The organism is Niabella sp. ZPM-14 (genome assembly GCF_055693045.2).
Genome location: NZ_CM181148.1, coordinates 1,186,194 through 1,205,490 on the forward strand (window position 1 = coordinate 1,186,194; position 19,297 = coordinate 1,205,490).

The following is a 19,297-nucleotide window of genomic DNA, read 5'->3' on the forward strand; positions in this document are numbered from 1 at the left end:
TCATTTTTTAGAATCTGGCGTCTATACCAAAGAAATAAGATTTGGCTTGCGGATAACCATTGCCGAGTGTGTAACCTTTTGCATCTACCATAGACGCGTCGACAACGGCTTTAGACCTTTGCCACTGATAAGGATTTAACACGGAGAAATAGACCCTCAGCTTATTGAAACCGAGATTTTTAATAAAGGAGTTTTTGTCGAACATATAGCCAACAGAAGCATTGGTAACTCTCCAATAATCCCCGCTTTCAATCCATAATGATTGTGCTCCTCTGAAAGCATAGAAGGGGCTTGAACCACCGCCCGAAGGGAATAAGGCTGGAAAACGTACGCCGGCAGCGCCATCTCCGGGTTGTTGCCAGAAAGTGTAAGCGCTCAAATCCGCGAGGCCGCTGGTAGCCCAATCATCTCCTCCCCTGTCATACTTATCCAGGTAGCTATTGAGCACCGTATTTTTTATATCCGCACCAAAGGAAAACTGGCTGTAGGCCTGCAGGTACACGCCCTTGTAACGCAGATCGATATTGAAGCTTCCTTGTATATCAGGAATCGGAGAGTAATCCAGCGCGGCTATCAGATCGCCCGATTCATCGAGGAGATAATCGCCGTTGATATCTTTCCAGATAGGCAATCCGGGTCGGATCGCGGCCCAGGCAGATTTACCTTTTAAAGGTTCTCCCGTGTATGGGTTGATCGGTAGCTGTCCAAGATCGTCTATGATATAGTCGTTAATAAACAGTCTGTACAGGTTGAGCGGTCGGCCCACTGTAAAGCCATAACTACCTGTAACGTAATCGCGATTACCATTGGGAAGCTTTGTTACGAAATTTTCATTGTTAGCCAAACCCGCGGTCAGGTTTAGTTTCCAATCGTTCGTTCTGGGAAAAACGTCGTAGCTAATACGCCCTTCCCAACCATAGTTGAGTATGCCTGCTATATTCGCCTGGGCAGCATTGTAACCCGAGTAAGAAGGAAAGGCAATATCAAAAAACAACTTGTCGGTGCTTTTGTGATAAGCGTCAAAAGTGATATTCAGCCGCTGCTTCAGCACCGCGATATCAAAGCCGATATCCCATTGGCTGGACTGCTCCCAGGACAACTTATCGTTCCCGATCGAATTGTAGTTAGGCACTACTCCGTTAACGCCGCCATAAGAAGATACGCTCATTTGACTGGTAGGGTACCCGTTCGGCAGGCCGCCTTCTCCGAGGCTATACGCCCCGAAGCGAAGGTAGTTTTCGCTAAACTGCTTACCATTGATTCCCCAGCTTGCCCGCAGCTTCGCAAAATCGAGCCAATCGCCTGCCAGCGATTTCATAAAGGGCTCGTCTGAAAGGATCCAACCAACTGCCGCAGACCCAAACTTGGCCCATCGCACATCCTCACCAAACCTGGAAGATCCGTCAGTGCTGAAGTTGGCGCTAAAAAGGTATCTTTTCTTAAATTGATAATTCAGGCGACCATAATAAGACAGCAAAGCATTTTCACTGATATCGGTTGAGCCGCCGATATTACCTTTCTCATACCTGCTGTTGATGACCTGTATCGCATCACTACCGAAGCCCTGTGCAGCGATCAGCATGTCTTCGTATTTGTTGTAATCAACACGATTACCGGCGATAGCCGTAATCTCATGGTTACCGAAGGACTTGAAATAATCTAAATACAAATCAGACGCCTGGTTCTTACGGGTGTATAAAGAATATGCCGCAAGACCATCTCCGGTCGACCTGATGGAGGAAGGTTCGTAGAAGTTCTTTTTGTTTAAATCGTATTGAAAGGTAAGCTGAGAATTGATCTTAAGCCCTTCCAGGATTTTGAATTGTGCAAAATTGGAGAAGGTAACCTTAAGCTGTTCATCCGTGTTTAGCTTCTCTGACAATTCCCCTTGTAGAGACTGCTTCTTTGCTTCCGTTAAATAAAACAGGGAAGAGTTTAATGAATTAGGATTAACAGGCAGATTGTTGTCGAGATTAAAGAGGCCTCCTCCGGGGTTGCCCTGTCCGGTTTTGTTTTCCGTAAAGGAAGCGTTTAGCAGAAACTGGTTTGTAAATCTTTCTCCTACTTTATTATTGATATGGCCATTCAAAGTGTATCGCGTAAACCCGGTAGCTTTTACCACTCCCTTGTCATCATTATAGCCAAATGATAAACGATAGTTGGCCTCATCACTGCCGCCCCTCATACCCAGGTTGTATCGTTGTGAGAAACCCTGCTGATAAAAAAGTCCCTGGTAGTCTACATTGTTGTTGAACGCAGGATTCAGGCTGTCTGTAAGCAAAATTGGAACATCCCCGGATAGCCTGTTATCATAGTTCCACCATTGTTCCAGCATAGCCATTTTTGCACGGCGTTCCGCTGCGCCCACCAGCATGGGAATCAGGTTAGGTTTCGGCTGAATACCTATGCTGGCAGAAAAGTCAAATTCGGGCTTGGCCAGGGCCTTGCCCCGTTTGGTTTTGATAATGATAACACCATTAGCTCCGCGGGATCCGTAGATCGCGGCGGCCGAGGCATCTTTCAAAATATCAATGCTCTCTATGTCGTTAGGATTTAAAGAAGCCAGGTAGTCTGTGTTGGACACGCCATATCCTGCCAGGTCTTCAAGCGAAGTTTGCACGCCATCTACAACGTACAACGGTGTGCTAAAGGCAGTGAACCGTTCATTGCCATCAAGCCCTCCGGATATCGCGGTGTTACCCCTCACTACCAGCGCGCCCCTGGCACCGGCAGCACCACTGATATTAACCGTTTGAATACCTGTACCCAGCGAGCCCAGTAAAGACGCCACATTGGTAACCGGTATTGCCTCCAGGTCTTCAGCTTTTATACTGTTAACCGCTCCCGTTACTTCTTTTTTGAACACGGATTGGTACCCGACTATCACTAATTCGTCGAGCTCTGAAATGCTTGGTATCAGCGACACATCGATCTTTTGCTGACCGGTGACGGTGATTTCCTGAGACTCATATCCTACGAAAGAGAATACAAGCGTTTGCCCCTTCTGTACGGCCACTTGGTAAGAACCGTCTGTCTTGGAAGTGTAGCCTTTCTCTGTCCCTTTGACTACGATGTTTGCAGCGCCAATAGGCTTCCCTGTTTGCGCATCGTTAATGACTCCGGTTACGGATAGTGTCTGAGCCTTGAGCAGGCCTTGCAAACAAAACGTAAGTAAAAACAGCAATAATGGTTTGGTCATAATACTAATTGTTAAATAGGGATATCGGTGTTGAATAAATTAACTTCTGAACTCGAAGTCGAGTGCATAAAAGAAGCTATTTGTCGCGTCAGCGATTTCAGAAAAGTTCACGAGCAAGAAGGCTTAAAGCATCTCTCTGAACAGCAGTCACCCATCGCAATATCCCCATTACGTTCATAATTTTTGATTTAAAGATCAGAGGGCTAGTTCTCTTCTTCTTTACATCAAACCACAGAATTTTGCGAATCTTAGCAACTAAATTAACGTTAGCAGCCCTGTTAGTTTTTATGTAATCAGAGCCCAAAACTAAAAAAATATTTAACAAATTGCTGCGCAACCGTATGCGCAAATTTCACTATCAGGCTAATAAACAGGTTATCAATAGGATGGAAATTGCGCTATTTTTTAAAAATTATCGCTTCAGTATCCGAAGCTCTTTGGGGTAGTAATTATTGATGCGGTTGGGCAACACATTCATCCAGCCCAACGGTATGTGTTGATAGGTGGCCAATTGCCAGCCGCGGCCTGAAACGTCGATGGATAAAGGGTTTTTCTGCAGGTAGGCGATCGCATCTTCCAGTGAAAGGTCAGCAGTTAACACGTCCCGGGACACGATTCCATTCATAGCTAAAGCATGAGCCGGATTGAATTTCTGATGGGCTAATTCTCCCAACAAAACACCGGAGTAAATCACACGCAGATGTTGCAGTAATATATCATAGTCTTGAAACAACGATGAGGGCCAGGCATAGAGCTTATCCTGCACCTGGATCAATTCGAATGCATCGATATTGACATAGGGCTCCACCACCGGCGACCATTTTTTTGTAACCGCACTGGTGGTAACACGATGTTTTTTTGCGGAGGCTGTAGTTTCGCCATTTTTACGGAATGCAGCCAGGAAAAATCCTTCGCCGTTGGTGAGATGGGGCCAAAACCGGTAGCCATAAGCATCAGCGGCCGTTTGAACTTCAGCAATATTCCAATCCGGCTGAACAGCCAGTTGAATACCGGACAGTTGAAATTCGTTGGTCAGCCATTGCGCAATATCTTCGTCCTCTTCTTTCGAATAGGAACAAGTGGAATAGATCAGGATGCCACCCTCTTTGAGTGACGGAAGTATATCGGCCAGGATCCGCTGCTGGCGCTGGCTGCAGAGAGATACATTGTTCTCGCTCCACTCTGCGACGGCATGCTCATCCTTTCTGAATAATCCACTGCCACTACAAGGCGCATCCACAACAATCACATCAAAATAGTCCGGGAGACTCGCGAAATCTTTGGGGTCATTATGGGTAACCACCACATTGGAGCCGCCCCATTTGATGATATTGTCCCGCAAAATATTAACCCGCTGGCGGATCACTTCATTGCTGACCAACAAGCTGTCTGGTGACAGCAGAGATTGCAGGTGCGTAGACTTGCCGCCGGGCGCGGCACAAAGATCCAACACTTTTAACGGACGGGAGAGGTCTGCTGTTTGGATCAGGGCCTGTTCGACAAACATGCTACTGGCTTCCTGCACGTAGTAGCATCCCGCATGAAACAGGGGATCAAAGGTAAAGGAAGGCCGCTCCGACAAGTAATGTCCATACCGCGACCAGGGAACCGGTTCAGACCACTTTTCCTTAAAATGGCCGGCCAGGGCGTCATCTGTAGTTTTGAGTGGGTTTGTCCGGATCGAGGTCAGCTGTTTGCCGGACTGATGCACGTCCGTAAAAGCTTCCTGATCAAAGCCTGCGACACCCTTGAGGGATTCCAATAAAGCCAGAGGTAATTGCACCGGGCAAAAATAAGGAAGCATATCTAAACCGGTCGTTGAGAACGATGATCTGGACTTTCAAGGACCCGAAACACGCCACGCGCCGTTCTGAAATCAAATGATTAAGGTTAACGTTAGCGAAGTCGCCGCTACCTTTTCCCTGTGTCCAGCCGGGCCGAATAAATTATAGGACGCTCGTTGATATTCACAATAATTTCCGTAATATTGCAGCCGCTTACGCAAAAAGCCCAGATGGCGGAATTGGTAGACGCGCTAGACTCAAAATCTGGTTTCAGCAATGGAGTGCAGGTTCGATTCCTGTTCTGGGCACTTGAAGATCAATTTCATAAAAGACTCACTTAGCGTGGGTCTTTTTTGTTTGCAAACAAACTTTTGCCGCAAAATTGAAAGAACTTACTAAAACAAGGTTAACCATGAGGTTATTCTATTGAATGGCCTGTTGAACAACACAGAGTGCCCACCTATTAGATAAAGCTCGACCCATACAAAAAAACGTTGACACGGAAATCTGCCCCGCCGATAGCGCTTGTAGCATATATTTTAGACGGCGTTGGGACATATTCCGTTTACTTTGTATATTTAATAAAAATACCATATGAGATACATTATTCTTCTTTTAGTAGCATTACCTCTTTTTTCTTTAGCTCAAACCAAAAAAGATTATAAAGCTGTTATGACACGCTTTGCCAATTACTATAATGATAGGGCTACGGACAATATATGTTCGTTATTTCCTTCCAAACCGAACGAAGTTGGAAATTGTTTTTGGAAATCGATTAAACCCGATGGAGGAAAGTCCGTGTATGAGACATATGGTGAGATAAAAAATTATGAATATCTGGGAATAGATACCACTGATCCGAATAAAGTCATCGTGTTTAAAGTTTTGTTTGCTAATAAAGGAGAAAAAGCACTAAGCTTTACTCTGAAGGATCAAAAGTTTGATACTTTTCGCTTTGAGACCTCTTCTGATTTTATCGAAGAAATGTTGAAGAAAACAAAATTACGGTAAACTGCTTTTAAGCCTATGCACTTCCTGAACGCGTTGGGCATACTACTACCACTGTATTGGGATGAAGAAAATAGCAACATAGCAAAAGGATCCTACTGTTCCAACGTGTCATCTCCATACATTAAATGCTAAGTACTGTCGGTGATATACAGCCTATCCCGGACATGTTTGGAATACTTGCCTGTGTTACGGGCAGCTAATAAGATAAACACAACCAGCAACATGCAAAAGAACGTTTTGGTGGTGTCGGTTCAGCGTTGATGATTGATATTTAGAGGAGAACATCCTGCTTCAGCTGCAGCGAATAGCCACTGTATTGATCCCACCATTAAAAAACAGGTAATCGTAGCGATACACTCATCGTTGTGCAAAGAAGCCGCCGTTGAATCCGCAGAATATACCTGAAAAGTTTTGATATTGTTGTCGTATATATTATATTTTTGACAACAAAATTTTGAAATAATGAGAAAATTAGCATTTGCTTCGCTACAGGTAAGAGATCTGGAGGTTTCGAAAAACTTCTATACACAAAAATTAGGTTTTGAATTAGCCGGAATACCCAGTCCTGAAGCCTGTGTTTTTAAATACAGCGAAGGCGAAGCCAGCTTTGCCATACGGAAGCCCATCGGAGATGTTGAAGACAAAGATTGTGGTATTGGCGTTTCAATCTGGTTTGCCATTGACAGTAAGATCGAGGATTTACAAAATGATTTAAAAGATAAGGATGTTACCCTGATCGGAGATATCAATCATACCCCTTTCGGAAAGTCGTTGACAGTGAAAGACCCAGATGGTTATACGCTGACATTCTTACAAACCGGCAACCGATGAAGGAAAGACAGCCTAAATATTGGATATTGGTTGCTTCGAAAGATCATGTCAGGACAGGGATTACAGAGGGAATTGCCCAGGCCTGTCACGGTAAAGCTGTGCCTTTGAAGAGAATGCAAAAAGATGATTTTGTGATTTACTATTCGGGCAAGCAGACTATGGGCGGCGCTTCCAAATGCCAGGAGTTTACTGCCATCGGAAAGGTAAGGGACGAAATCGTATATCCCTTTCAAATGACACCGGACTTTTGTCCATTCAGAAGAAATATCGACTTTTTCAAACACAGAGATGTTTCCATTTTACCTTTAATAAAAGATTTGGACTTTATAGGTGACAAGCAACGATGGGGTTACCCGTTTCGTTTCGGATCTTTTGAAATCAACCAGCATGATTTTGATTTAATTTCAACACAAATGCTAGACAAACAAGATGGCTAAGAAAATCGAATTCAAGTTCAAAACGCCCCATGAAAGTCCGGGTTATCTGTTAGGTCATTTGACAATGTTATGGCAACGGAAACAAAAAAAAGTTTTAGACCCATTAAATCTGACACATACTCAGTTTGTGCTTTTGGCAGCATTGGGATGGTTATCACAGGAAAACGAAAATGTCACTCAGGTAGACATCGCTAATCAGGGCAATGCAGACAGGATGATGGTATCCAAAGTATTGAGAACTTTAGAAGAAAAAAAGTTTATCCGCAGGAAGTCGCATCCGACTGATACAAGAGCTAAAGTGATTCAACTGACTGCTGAAGGAGCAAACGTGTTGCAGGATGCGTTGACTGCGGTTGAAAATACCGATATTGCTTTCTTTTCGGTGCTGGGCAGCCAATTAAATACCTTTAACAGAAGTATGGTTAAACTGATCGGAGAAAACACAGATGAGTAAGGCGATCAGCAAGGATGGAGAAGGAATTGGTGCCTCCAATATTTAGTTAGATCATATTTCATGATTTAGATTAGTTCTTTATCGAACATGGGCGCAAAGCCGATTCTGCTGTTGGCTCTGAACTTACAACAGCGCAGCCCCCCTCACAGTAACGCCCCTCGAAGACCTTACATTTCTTTTACCAACACCCCTATCCGCGTCCACCATCACATCAGTCCCCGCTAACATCAAATGTACTTCGCTCTACCGCCGACTTCTCTTTTTTTACAGAAACCATGGAATTGCCGCGAAAAGTAAAGTGCTGGGTTTCTGTCCAGGTAGCGCTCATTCCCTCCCGCAGATTGACAGCGGAGATCTTAGCGATCACTGCAACCTGGTTACCCGTTGTCTTCAACGATACCCGGTCAAAGGTGCTCTGGACCGTAGCGCCGTCGGGAATGGTCGGACAAGCCTCTAACGCTTGCGATGCCCGCTGATCTTCCCTGAACCACTGGCGCAGGAAATTAAGATGCGAGGAACTGCATTGATAGCCCAGATCTAAGGCCATAAGTATTTTGCACTTGAGATTGCTGCGGTCATCATTGGCGGGCCCGTCCCAGGTGCATTCATTGCCGACAAAAGTGGCTACATAAGCCAGCGCCGCTTTTTCGGGCTCGGAGATTTGACGGATAAGAGTATCGTTGAAGATTATAGTATTGACGGCGGTTCCAAGGGTTTCGTCATAGCGGTTCTCGCGCCATAAGACAGGCACTTCCCGATCTTGTAATTGAAATGGCTTCAGCAGCTTTGCCTCCACTACCCTCCCGGTAAAGTCGAGGATCTCGGGGTCACCGGCCGGACGGATGCTATCCATTTTCCACTGCACCGCTATCTGATCGCCTCTGACAAACGTGTACTCCCCATCATAGATCAGGGGCACCGTATCCCGGCCCTTACTGATGTAGAACAGCCAGTAGTCGCCGTTGTCATCGAACCTGATAAATTGAACGGTATCGGTGTAGACCTGGCCCAACTCAATGGCTTCACCGGGTCGAAGCGCCGTTTGAAAAGTATCTCTGGAAGCGGCAACACGAGGTGCATCATCATTAGCAACAGGAGCGCTTGTCCGGCTTTTGCAGGACAACAGCGAAATCAGGACTACAATAAACATGTAGCTATGGCGATAGGTCATATGTTACCGGTTTTGACTAAAATACAGTTTTTATCAGCCGATTACTCCGCCATACGTTTAAGATTTTTTTTCAGAGTTAAGCCCTTGCTCATCCCCACTTTTTTCTCAACCATTTGCGAACCGGCTCATCATACCATTTCAAACTGGCATAGGCTAAAATAACGGATCCGATCAGGATCAACAATGCATAGGGCCATGCATTGGCAATGGTCGTCCCTTTATTATTACTGATCCAGGCCACATAGAAATAAACGATAGGATAATGCACGAGGTATAGTGGATAAGATATGTCTCCTAAAAATTTGCAGATACTCCGCTCTGCTCTACCTTGTACCACTCCGCTGGCACCCAGGTACACGATCAGTGGGAAAATAATGATGATACAGACGGACTCATAAAGGCCGTTCATCCACAGGTGTTCGGCGCCGCCTATGCGCGGCATATACAGCACGAGGATGATCAACAAGGTGCACCACAAGAAAGCATGCCGGATACGGGTGGGTTTGGCAATTCTTGAAAGCAGCAAGCCAGCGAAAAACGGATACAGGGTCCGCGTGATGCCTACACGCACCTGCTCTGCGTTGAGCGTCCAGCCACCACTGACATCGCCGTTGGTGATAGCCAGATGAGCGAGTGCGACGGCTGCAATGAATACAAAGACGCCCAGGACCTTATTCGAGCATTTCCTGATACCGATCGCATACAGGATATTGGCAATATATTCAAAGAACAAGGACCAGCCCACACTATTCAGCGGATGCATTTCTTCCCAACCCCGTATATCCATCGACAACGGAACCGGCAGGATGGTATAACCGATAAGCAGCACCAGCAACATCTTCCATAAGGGAACTGTATGAATCAGCGGCCAGATCGCTGAGTCAGTGAAGTAAAAGCCGATAGCACCTAACGTCATTCCCAGGATGACCATCGGTTGCAGTCGCTCGACACGGCGCCTCAGAAAGCCGCCAATGGTCATTTTATTCCACCGGTCATCGTAGGCATAGCCAATCACATATCCTGATAAAAGGAAGAAGAAGTCCACCGCCAGGTATCCGTGGTTGACTAAAATATCCAGGTGCCCGGTTCCTAAAGGCTCCGTCAGGTGAAAGGTCACGACAATGATCGCGGCAACGCCACGCAATCCATCTAATATGGCATAATGTGGTTTTGTAGGAAGACTGTTATTATTCATCAGTTTCAGGATATAGCGCTCAGGGCTTGTGGCAAAATGAGCTAACATGTCACGATCTGTCAGCACCGGACCGGCCTTCGCGTTTTCATGCACTCGTTCTGTCTGCAATTCTAAATGAAGCGGTAAATTTAGGCAAACCACTCATCGGCATGCACACAAATAGTCTCAAAATTCAGACAGATAGTCTCATTTTTTATGAACCGTTTGGGTCGTGACAATCAGACGCTATGTGCAGGCATCGCATTACGCGTACATTATCACATTGGGCCGCGCAACCCTTTTCTGAATTTTAAGAAAAAGTATAACAACACCAACAGGTATCCGAAAAAGAGCAGAAAGTCTGGAAGATAAAAGCTAGCGAGATAAGCGCATACCAAAAAAGGCAACAGGAAAAAAGAAAGGAAACTGTAAAACGGGTTTCTGTTGACTTTTTCGAACCTGTTTAGAAAGATCGTACAGCTTGCCAGTGCGATCATCAGGTTGAATCCAATGACGATCGCATAGCCTAGTCCGGGAAAGCAATCTAAACAGGGCTTCAACGATGGGGGCTGCACCATTTTGACTATAAGCAGCAAGGCGATCCCCACACCACTACTGATGACGAAAGAATAAGATATGATTTTAAAATATTTCATTGGTCTGCACAGATGCGGTGTTTAGTCACACGAATTCGAAAAAATATCCGCCAAATACAATCAAAAGCAATACCATCAGAACCATCAATACAAGGCTATGATTCCGTTCTTTGATTTTATGTTGCCTGTTAAACCGGTAGGCTTCATACGTAAAAACACTTAAGCTGATGATGGCGACAGCCAGCGTCATCCGAAAGAAAGCAATAGCTCCTTCCATGTAGCCAACTTCCGGTTCAGCGTTTGCGGCAATATAATTGCTGACGTAATAAATAGCGATGACGGCCGCCGCCATTAGCGCTATTCTTATGAGAATATATTTCATTGGTTTATCTTTCTGCTACATAAATATCAATCATACAATTCATCACCCTTTACAATGCGCTCATCGAATCTTAGCTGAGCCAACGATCCTTTGATACTAGTATAACCGCCTTTGATGTCGGTCGTTTTGCCCGTTGCCGCATCGATCACTTTTACGCCGGTTCTCTTTATGTCGCCGACAGCATGATATGTATCGTACACGACGTATTTATATCCATTGACGGAGAACGCAAGATAGTTGAGGTTCATGCCTTCGTTGCGTACGCCGCCATGTCGTTCCCACCCGGAGTAGGCGAACTTCGAGAAACTGCTGGAATCTTTTGTATCCGGATATTCCAGTTCCAAGTGATCATCAGTTCCATACCGGTACACGATATAGGGCTGTTCTTTATCCATACAAACCGTGAGTTGCCTGCCATTGTTGGTTCGAAGCGAGAAGATAAGATCCTCGTTCGCCAGCTGATAGTCGGGCTGCACTTTATCTTCATCAACAAAGATCTTCTTTTCTTTCGCTGCTGTGTCGCTATCAGGCTGCAATGCGCTTTCCGGCTCGCTTTGGCGTTGACCGCAGGAAAGCAGGACAACGAATAAGAATGAACAGGCTGTATATAATAAGTTTCGCCAAAACATAAGTTGTTTATTACAATTTGACAATGATTTTTTATGAAAAACGGCCGCCACAACCCGGTCCTCTATTGTTATGTGATTCCTTTTCAGTTTTAGATCGCTCTGCATGCGATTATTCCCATGTATTTGTTCTAATAATATATTTCGTATTGCTGATTGGGAATCTGCATTTTATTGTCGCCCGGAACAAAGGCATCCATTTTAGGCAACGAAGTTTTCTTATTGAATTGCTCATTCCACTGCTTTGATATCCTGACGTCCTTGTCGTCTTCTCCACAAGTTTCTTTCTCGTACGCCGCTACCACATCCCCGGTTGATAAGTTATAATCAAAATCAGTAAAATCATCGCAAGGCGCTCCAAAGTGCACGCTGGCGCCAATGAGATACCAATCATTGTTTTGATAGCGATAGATGTGTCTATAACTCCACTTTTGCCGGCTGCCGCCGAAATGTTCAATAATAATAGTTCTGTTGGCAACGGATATCCCAGCAAACGGGTCGCCCATCATACCTCCGCTTTGGGAGCCGAGGACCGGCGATGTGGTTTGATGCCAAAGCGTCCATTGGCCACCTTTCTTTTTAAAGATGGCCAACATTTGTTCAAAGCCGGGGTCAATAACGATAGGCGTTTCAAAAACCGCGACGGCTTCATCGCCAGGGATGTTATCAAGATCACCTTCTGCCGTTGCTTTGAGTTTCCAAAACTTAGGTGTAAAATCTTTTATTTCTTTTGCTTCGGTTTTTGTGATTTCGCTATCATAATTCCCTTTCCCGACAGCTTCATTGAATTCATTGATTGACTGCAACTTCTTTTCAGCTACTTTCGGAAAGGTCGTTGCTACGTCTTTGATCTTTTCGGAAAGACGCGGAAATGGCAGGTCGCGTATTTTTGAAGCGCTGTTGAAATAAGTGATTTCACGGATCTCATGTTGCACTAATTCTTTTTTATTGGATTCCTTTAACCTGACATTGAATTCTTTCCGTTCCGTCCAATTGTCATTCTCATCGTATACATATTCAAAAACGGAAGGGTCGAGCTCGTTCCCCGTGTACTCGATCATCTGTTCAAAGATGAGATCGCCTTGCTTGTTATATTTTCTGACATGCCGGGTAGACTTTTCTGTGCCGAGCCGGTGATAATCCTGTTCGATCCTTTCGCTGTAGTCAGCGTTATACTCATACTCTGTTTTATTCTCTAAAGCGCCGGCCTTTATCCAGGTTTCAGAGGTGACGAATCCGTTTGGATCGTAGGTGTAGTTCACTTGCCGGTCATCAAAAACATGACCGTCCGTTTTGACGGGCTTATAAGCCGATCCGATCCATTGAAGATATTGCTTTTTCGACTGGTAGAGCGGTGTTCGCTTCGTGAGCGTTTCTTTGGCAAAGGTGTACATTTTCTGAGGATTCGGAATGCTGTCGTAACCAATATCATTCACCCTGATCGTAATAGTGTCTCCGTTCTTATCGAAGGCATAGGAAATATACCCCTCCAGATCGAAATCGGTACCTTTATAGGTCCTGTACTCGATTTCTTCCTTAAGGATCTTATTGGGATAATAATTTAAAACATCGTACTCGTTTTTTTCATTTTCGGGATCCGGCTCTATGCGATGGAGTAACAGCAGGTTTTGCCATTGGTCATCATAATGATAATTTTCTATACGCCGGATGTGATCGTAGGTATATTCTTTATAGCGCCTGCGTCCATCTTTCAGATACTCCGTATATGCCTGCAGATAAAAGTCTTTACCTCCGATTTTTTTAAGTGGCTTTGAGTTATTCTTTGGTTCTTCCACCTTATAATATCTTATAGAATAAACAGGCTTCCTGGTGATCCGGAAGGTCTCAAGGTCTTCGCAGGCACTCCGGATGTTGAAATTGTCCAGGTTGTTATTGATTCTCCTGAAATGTTTTTCTTCTGCAACAGGCTCATCCGTATCGTGTGGCCCCGACGACTCTTTACCTGTCTTGTTCGAAGAGCAGCCGCTCTGCAATAAGTAACATATAAACGTGATCAGCGGGAGCCAGTGTTTCATAAGATTAGTGGTTGGTAATTGCCGGGGGCGTGGTTTCATACTTTTGTTCTTTTTCTATCCATTGCGCCTGGTGTTTCACCATTGTGAAAGAGACGTTTTTTTCACTGTTGCTACCGATGTGGTAGAGTGTAAGGTCTACGGTATCTTTTGTTACAAGATCATAGGTGATTTCGTACAGCACTCCCGGGATAGCAGTGGCGCTAATATCAAAGGCAACGGTCTTCGATGTAAACTCATTGCCATTGAGCGTCCCTATGACCACCGTTTTATCATTGAACCGGTACAGGTCATCATAATTAGTTGCTTCGATGATGTAAGGGTTCTCGCGTTTGAATTGTATTTCGTGGATCTTTTCAGACAAAGTGGTTTTCCCATCATAGGTCGGATCGTTGCCACATCCCAGCAGGATGCTGCTTTTTGACAAGAACAACGTATCTGTAACCGGCACCTTATCTGCCGCAATTTTTATGATCGCTGAAGCCAATTGCCGCGAGCCTTCGACATTCTTTTGTCGTGGAACGAAAAGGTCGGTGTATATAACGAGTATACCCAACAACAGAGTGAAAAGGATGAGATAGATGATTTTCTTAGTCATTATTTCGATTCGCTACAACAAATTAAGGACTTTTTCTTGTTCAACCGGATAGCCTATCAATGTTTATTGTGCCCTTCGCTGCTACTTGAACCTATGTTCAGTATGTTGAAATAGGTATCCTCACTACAATCTTCGAGGCGATACAGGTCTTTGATACTGACAGAGCTCCAGGTGGTTTTAGGTCGATCCTTTTCATCGTCAAAGAGATTAGAACCGGTTGTCTCGCTTCGTTTTTTGGTGGAGTAATTGATGCTGGTACTGCTCGCTTCGCCGGAGGCACGGTGAAACTCTGAATGTTCAAAGCCGATCAGTTTTATGGCGTCTTGTTGGTACCGGAATTTCCAGGTGGCGTTGTTCACAAACCAGGATCCGCAGCTGAGCCAGTATTGAAGACGAATTACCAGCAAGCCTTTCACGATCCTGATTTCACCGTCCTGTAATAAGGGATCGGCCAGGCAGGTGCTTTCTTCGTCGTTCTCGCTGGGCACAAAGCCTTTGTCATTTTTAGCGACAAGGCTATACCCTCCCTTTTTCTCTTTGAAAAGCACCATCAACGTTCGGGGATTGAGGTTGAGCGTGTCGGCGCCCAGCCCTTTGGCCGGTTTGAAATGTTCCGGACCGGTATCTTCGATGACCATTGCGGCGTCGCTGATACCATCCTGGTTGAGATCGCCGTTAGCCTGTGCGATAACCCTCCATCCACTGGGAATAAAATCATCGGTGTTCTCTTTTACCGGCCTTTGTGAGACATTGGCAACAGGATCCTGCCCGGGCGCCGCAGCTACGTCGGCTTGATCGTCGCCGGAAGCGGCTGGCCGGGGCTGGTCTTGCCCCTTGCAGCTCATGAAAAGCAAAGCAAAAATGAAGGTCAGTGTAGATGCAACACGCATTAATTATTTATTGTTTTATTAAAATCACAAGTATACTTCCGGAAGTTTTCACTTATGATCTTGTCGGGGAAAAATACAATTTTTTTGAGAAGGCAACCTGTCTTTTAATGTGATCGTTCCATCATGCTTGTACCAATATCTTGCCGGCGATCGCGCTCACTGATCTGTTTCTTTATAGCATGGGAGATTTTCATAAAAAGTAACGTTCAATATTGATATTATTTCGATAACTGTCGATCTGAAATTTGGTAAGTAATAATGCTTCCCTTTCAATGGATCCTATTGGTTTATCGGGTTACAATCCCGTTCTGGCAACGGGTTTGGCAATATTGAGAGGATCACTTCATTCAGACGTCTCCTCCTTTCCCTCGCAGGAATAATAAAATATAGATTTTTCGTTCTCATCAAATCTGCTGCCGCTTGAAAGTCCGTTATTCATCCGTTTGAAAAAATAAATGATCCGCCGGTCCTGGAAGGCGTCGCCGTTCTCTGTTTCCAGTAGAGTTTCATCGTAGTGTTGGCTAACCAGCGCATTGCGGGCGGCATCATAGCGATAGTTGAGGCTGTTAATGAAATGGCCCATTAACGCATTGTCTGAATGCTGCTCCGTGAAGTTGTTGTAAGACGCATTGTACAGTACCGTATCTGGCAGGCCCCTGCTGTTCATCTTCGTTAGTTCTTCGAGGAATTGTTTCTCCTCTTCGTTTATATCCGTCAACGGTTGCCGGGGTTGCCAGGGCGAATGCTCTTCCGTCTCGCTAAAGATCAATTTGCCTTTTCGTATCGCACCGTAAAAAGGCTGAAGATCATGTTTAGGCACATATTGCTCCACTATAAAATCATTATATCCTGCTGTGTTCGCAAACAAAAAAGTATGCGGCGTGCTGTCTGCATAGTCCAGGTTCCGGTAAGTACGCAACACCATCGTGTCTATGCCGGTATCGGGAAACTGATGTACAAATGGCCAGCTGAAGCAATTGGCGCCAGCGTTGAAAACCCTTCGCAACACAGGCCGTGGCTGTTGCGCATGGATCCATCCGATGTAAGTAGGCGCTTCCTCACTTCCGCTAAAATAAATGCGTACAGATCCCTTCAGCCGCGGATCTTTTCTTCCATACACCACAAAGCGCTCTTTTACATAGTAGGGCTCGAACTTCACCTGCGAACCATTTTCTATGTGCCAGCTTCCTGATACAATGCCACCAAAATGCGGAATGAAGAAAGTTCCGTTTTCAAAAATATACAACTGCGGAGCGCCCTCCGGCGAGCGGCTGGAACTTAAATAAACGCCTTCGATATCTTTTCCTTGAGCATAGCTGTTACTGCCTGTTGACACCAGCAGTGCCAGTAAAAAGATCATGACAGGAAGATATTTATTGCATATGCTTCGCTTTAAAAAATGAGTTTCTTTACTTCGCATCGATCTTTCGTTTCTTCATTACGATGCACAAGTTAACAAACTGTTTGAGAGGTGCAGCAATCTGTTTGGTCCGACAGCAAGCTTTGATTACATCTTTCTTGCGTTGCTCAATCTATCGAAAGAAAAATAATAACATCCACAGGCAGAAGCCCCATAAGTGTATTTAAAGACAATGGGTTTTAAGTAAGACGCAGTAGTCAAAAAAGCATGGTAAATGGAAGCATTAAAATCAATTCTTAACCGGAAGCTCTTCCGCGGCATTTGAATCCGCCCCTGCCAGGTGTTGGTGGTAACATTAAAATAGCGCAACCGGTTGCACATTCAAATGCAGCTTCCCGACTGTAACTTACAAGTATAAACCAAGTCCAGATTGTTTTGCAGCTCTTTCATTTTTTACCTTTAAAACCCAATAGTTTATGAAAAGAACAAGATCACTTTTTGCGCTGCCAGTTGTTATCCTCTTCACAAGCGCATGTCAGCGGTCCTTTCAGGACATCGTGCCTGAGCCATCACTTTTGCAAAGCTCAGATGTCAACCTTTCACTTCAGGCCCTTAATAGCATAGGCGCCAGCGTGCAGGAATTTGACGAGATACCTACCGGACAAAAAGAGTCAGTAGACCGCATGAGAGTAGGAAACCCATGGTCTGATTTTGAACCTACCGGTTACTACCTGCTTCCTAATACCAGCATGAGCATTACCGTAGAACAACTCAGTGGCACAGCCCTGCCTAAACTACTCATTGGCTCCTATTCCAGAGATACACTTCGATGGGATCCCCGTTCTGTTCAATTAAATTCAGGCGTGAACAACATTACCCAAGATGCTCTGGGTGGAATGTTATGGATACGATTTACTACTTCCGGCACTCCGGCTTCTAAAGTAAGAATCACGTTCAATTCAGGAGCGATACGTGTCCCAGTGTATATCAAGGACCAAACTTCAGACTGGCAGGCACAACTGACGACCTACGCCAATGCGCCCGATGTACTTCTAATTAACGACCATGTATATATTCAATACAGCCGGTCGCGCGCCGTCAACACTACCGGAGACGTTAATTACCTGCTGCAAACGATCGACAAGGCAGTTGCTTTGGGTGAAGACTATATATCTGGATTTGATAATTCAGCTCCCGAACATATGAAGCCTGTACATAAAATCCTAATGACCCAAACTAATCAGCGTAGCGCCTGGGGCGTAGCAAGCTGGTATCGTACATGGTTTGCACCCGGATTGATTGATGAGGCACTTACTCCAACAACGGTTACTACCGGCGGCTGGGGTGCCTGGCACGAACTGGGACACATGAGGCAACAACAGGCATGGAAATGGAATGGATTAGGGGAAGTGACAGTAAATATTTATTCCCTGGCAGCCGAAAGGGCACTAGGTGTCAATGCTGACAAACTCAAAGGCAATACCACAACAACCGCATTGAACTTTATCGCCAATACTGACCCCAATAAAGATTTTAATGCATCTTCCGTAAGCGTATGGACACGCTTATTCATGTTTCACCAACTATGGCTGGCTTTCGGCGATCCATTCTACATAAATCTTCATAAACAAACAAGGGTTGAAAAACCAAATCCGGCGAACGACGAAGAAAAGATGCGTTACTTTATGCTGAAAGCCTGCACGATCTCGGGCAGGAATCTGACTACCTTCTTTCAAAAGTGGGGCTTTAAAGTGAATGCTTCTGTTTACACAGAGATCGCCAATCTGAACTTACCTCAACCAACGGTGGAGCCGAGCACTCTCACTGACGACAACGTTTCAGCCGCCTTGCAGGAAGGCAGCATTTACAAAATTCAGACCGCCATTAATAATAGTAGCGTTATGGATGTCAACAGCCATTATCCTGTAAACGGAACAGCCGTCACTTTATGGTCCAATAACACTCCGTCTTCATTAAATCAGCAATGGTTGTTACGCAAAAGTAATGACGGTTACTTCCTGCTTAAATCCAGAACAGACACAACTAAAGTACTTCATGTACAGTCAGCAGGCACTTCCAACGGATCCCCTTTAGAAGTTTATACATTCAATAACACTGCTGCGCAGAAATGGTTAATCAACTATACCGGTGCCGGCAACTACCAGCTTTCACCAGCCCATGCACCTCGCAAAAACGTGGATGCCTGGGGCGGATCCGCAACAAACGGAACAGTATTAGCCTTATACACGCCGCATAACAGCAATAACCAAAAGTTCAGGTTTATTAAACAGTAATCTACCGCGCAACGAATTTTATAATAAGGGGATTCCTGCAATCATCACAGTTATATTTTTTAACAGCAGCTATCATTGATATGATGGCTGCTGTTTTTTAAGACTGGGCAACATATTTGACCGGATCCCTTGATCCCAGATTTCAACCCTGCTCCGAAATGCGCTTCCCATCGACTAAATAAAAAAGCCTCCTAATAATCAGGAGGCTTTTTCTTCTGTGATTCCGCTGGGACTCGAAATCTCTTTCATTATATTTTACAAATCAACGATTTGCGTTTTTCAAAAATTGAACAGTCCCCTTTTTAGTCCCCCTTTTATTAAGGCTGCTTAACTGGGATTCAATGAACTTTTATCACTATAAAGGTAAAAAATAATCTGCGTCTATTCAAAATTGCCAGTGCACAAAACAAGGCTGCCCTTAAAAGGTACAGCCCTACCCTCGGGTGCCATCGATTTG

General features: G+C 44.9%; 16 protein-coding genes and 1 tRNA gene. 6 read left to right on the plus strand and 11 right to left on the minus strand.

From position 1 onward, the window contains the following. Positions 1-7: 7 nt before the first annotated feature. Both ACU37H_RS05030 and ACU37H_RS05035 read right to left on the minus strand, forming a co-directional pair. Positions 8-3,199, minus strand: a complete 3,192-nt coding sequence (locus ACU37H_RS05030; protein WP_472703271.1) for a SusC/RagA family TonB-linked outer membrane protein — start codon at positions 3,197-3,199, stop codon at positions 8-10. A gap of 412 nt (positions 3,200-3,611) precedes the next feature. Next, the gene (locus ACU37H_RS05035) at positions 3,612-5,003 is read right to left on the minus strand and encodes an RsmF rRNA methyltransferase first C-terminal domain-containing protein (RefSeq protein ID WP_472703272.1); all 1,392 of its coding nucleotides are present in this window, start codon (positions 5,001-5,003) and stop codon (positions 3,612-3,614) included. Between the two features lie 204 nt (positions 5,004-5,207). Between ACU37H_RS05035 and ACU37H_RS05040 the strand changes: the two genes are divergently transcribed. The 5 genes from ACU37H_RS05040 (at position 5,208) to ACU37H_RS05060 (ending at position 7,716) form a co-directional block, all read left to right on the plus strand. Further along, a tRNA-Leu gene (locus ACU37H_RS05040) sits at positions 5,208-5,291 on the plus strand. A gap of 286 nt (positions 5,292-5,577) precedes the next feature. Continuing rightward, positions 5,578-5,994: a hypothetical protein gene (locus ACU37H_RS05045; RefSeq protein WP_472703273.1), complete on the plus strand. Its 417-nt coding sequence runs from the start codon at positions 5,578-5,580 to the stop codon at positions 5,992-5,994. Positions 5,995-6,456: 462 nt separating this feature from the next. Next, complete coding sequence (locus ACU37H_RS05050; protein WP_472703274.1) at positions 6,457-6,825, plus strand: VOC family protein; 369 nt, start codon at positions 6,457-6,459, stop codon at positions 6,823-6,825. Continuing rightward, positions 6,822-7,262, plus strand: coding sequence for an EVE domain-containing protein (locus tag ACU37H_RS05055; RefSeq protein ID WP_472703275.1), 441 nt, complete (start codon positions 6,822-6,824; stop codon positions 7,260-7,262). Before ACU37H_RS05050 ends, ACU37H_RS05055 begins: the two co-directional genes overlap by 4 nt. Then, positions 7,255-7,716, plus strand: coding sequence for a MarR family winged helix-turn-helix transcriptional regulator (locus ACU37H_RS05060; protein ID WP_472703276.1), 462 nt, complete (start codon positions 7,255-7,257; stop codon positions 7,714-7,716). The genes ACU37H_RS05055 and ACU37H_RS05060 overlap by 8 nt, the downstream gene beginning before the upstream one ends. Positions 7,717-7,927: 211 nt before the next feature. Here ACU37H_RS05060 and ACU37H_RS05065 read toward each other — a convergent pair whose 3' ends face one another. The 9 genes from ACU37H_RS05065 to ACU37H_RS05105 form a co-directional block, all read right to left on the minus strand. Next, a complete protein-coding gene (locus ACU37H_RS05065; protein WP_472703277.1) occupies positions 7,928-8,887 on the minus strand; it encodes a hypothetical protein in 960 nt (319 codons plus the stop codon). An 88-nt stretch (positions 8,888-8,975) separates the two neighbouring features. Next, positions 8,976-10,190, minus strand: a complete 1,215-nt coding sequence (locus tag ACU37H_RS05070; RefSeq protein WP_472703278.1) for an acyltransferase family protein — start codon at positions 10,188-10,190, stop codon at positions 8,976-8,978. 149 nt (positions 10,191-10,339) lie between these two features. Next, positions 10,340-10,717 carry a hypothetical protein gene (locus tag ACU37H_RS05075; RefSeq protein ID WP_472703279.1) on the minus strand — a complete coding sequence of 126 codons (378 nt, stop codon included), beginning with the start codon at positions 10,715-10,717 and terminating at the stop codon, positions 10,340-10,342. A gap of 25 nt (positions 10,718-10,742) precedes the next feature. Next, positions 10,743-11,039 carry a hypothetical protein gene (locus ACU37H_RS05080; RefSeq protein ID WP_472703280.1) on the minus strand — a complete coding sequence of 99 codons (297 nt, stop codon included), beginning with the start codon at positions 11,037-11,039 and terminating at the stop codon, positions 10,743-10,745. 26 nt (positions 11,040-11,065) lie between these two features. Further along, positions 11,066-11,668 carry a hypothetical protein gene (locus tag ACU37H_RS05085; RefSeq protein ID WP_472703281.1) on the minus strand — a complete coding sequence of 201 codons (603 nt, stop codon included), beginning with the start codon at positions 11,666-11,668 and terminating at the stop codon, positions 11,066-11,068. Between the two features lie 128 nt (positions 11,669-11,796). After that, complete coding sequence (locus ACU37H_RS05090) at positions 11,797-13,701, minus strand: hypothetical protein (protein WP_472703282.1); 1,905 nt, start codon at positions 13,699-13,701, stop codon at positions 11,797-11,799. Positions 13,702-13,705: 4 nt separating this feature from the next. Next, entirely contained in the window at positions 13,706-14,296 is a 591-nt protein-coding gene (locus ACU37H_RS05095) for a hypothetical protein (RefSeq protein ID WP_472703283.1), read from the minus strand. A gap of 56 nt (positions 14,297-14,352) precedes the next feature. Further along, the gene (locus ACU37H_RS05100) at positions 14,353-15,186 is read right to left on the minus strand and encodes a hypothetical protein (RefSeq protein WP_472703284.1); all 834 of its coding nucleotides are present in this window, start codon (positions 15,184-15,186) and stop codon (positions 14,353-14,355) included. 343 nt (positions 15,187-15,529) lie between these two features. Then, on the minus strand, positions 15,530-16,546 hold the full coding sequence (locus ACU37H_RS05105) for a hypothetical protein (RefSeq protein ID WP_472703285.1): 1,017 nt from the start codon (positions 16,544-16,546) through the stop codon (positions 15,530-15,532). Positions 16,547-17,022: 476 nt separating this feature from the next. Between ACU37H_RS05105 and ACU37H_RS05110 the strand changes: the two genes are divergently transcribed. Next, complete coding sequence (locus ACU37H_RS05110) at positions 17,023-18,840, plus strand: M60 family metallopeptidase (RefSeq protein WP_472703286.1); 1,818 nt, start codon at positions 17,023-17,025, stop codon at positions 18,838-18,840. Positions 18,841-19,297: the final 457 nt, after the last annotated feature.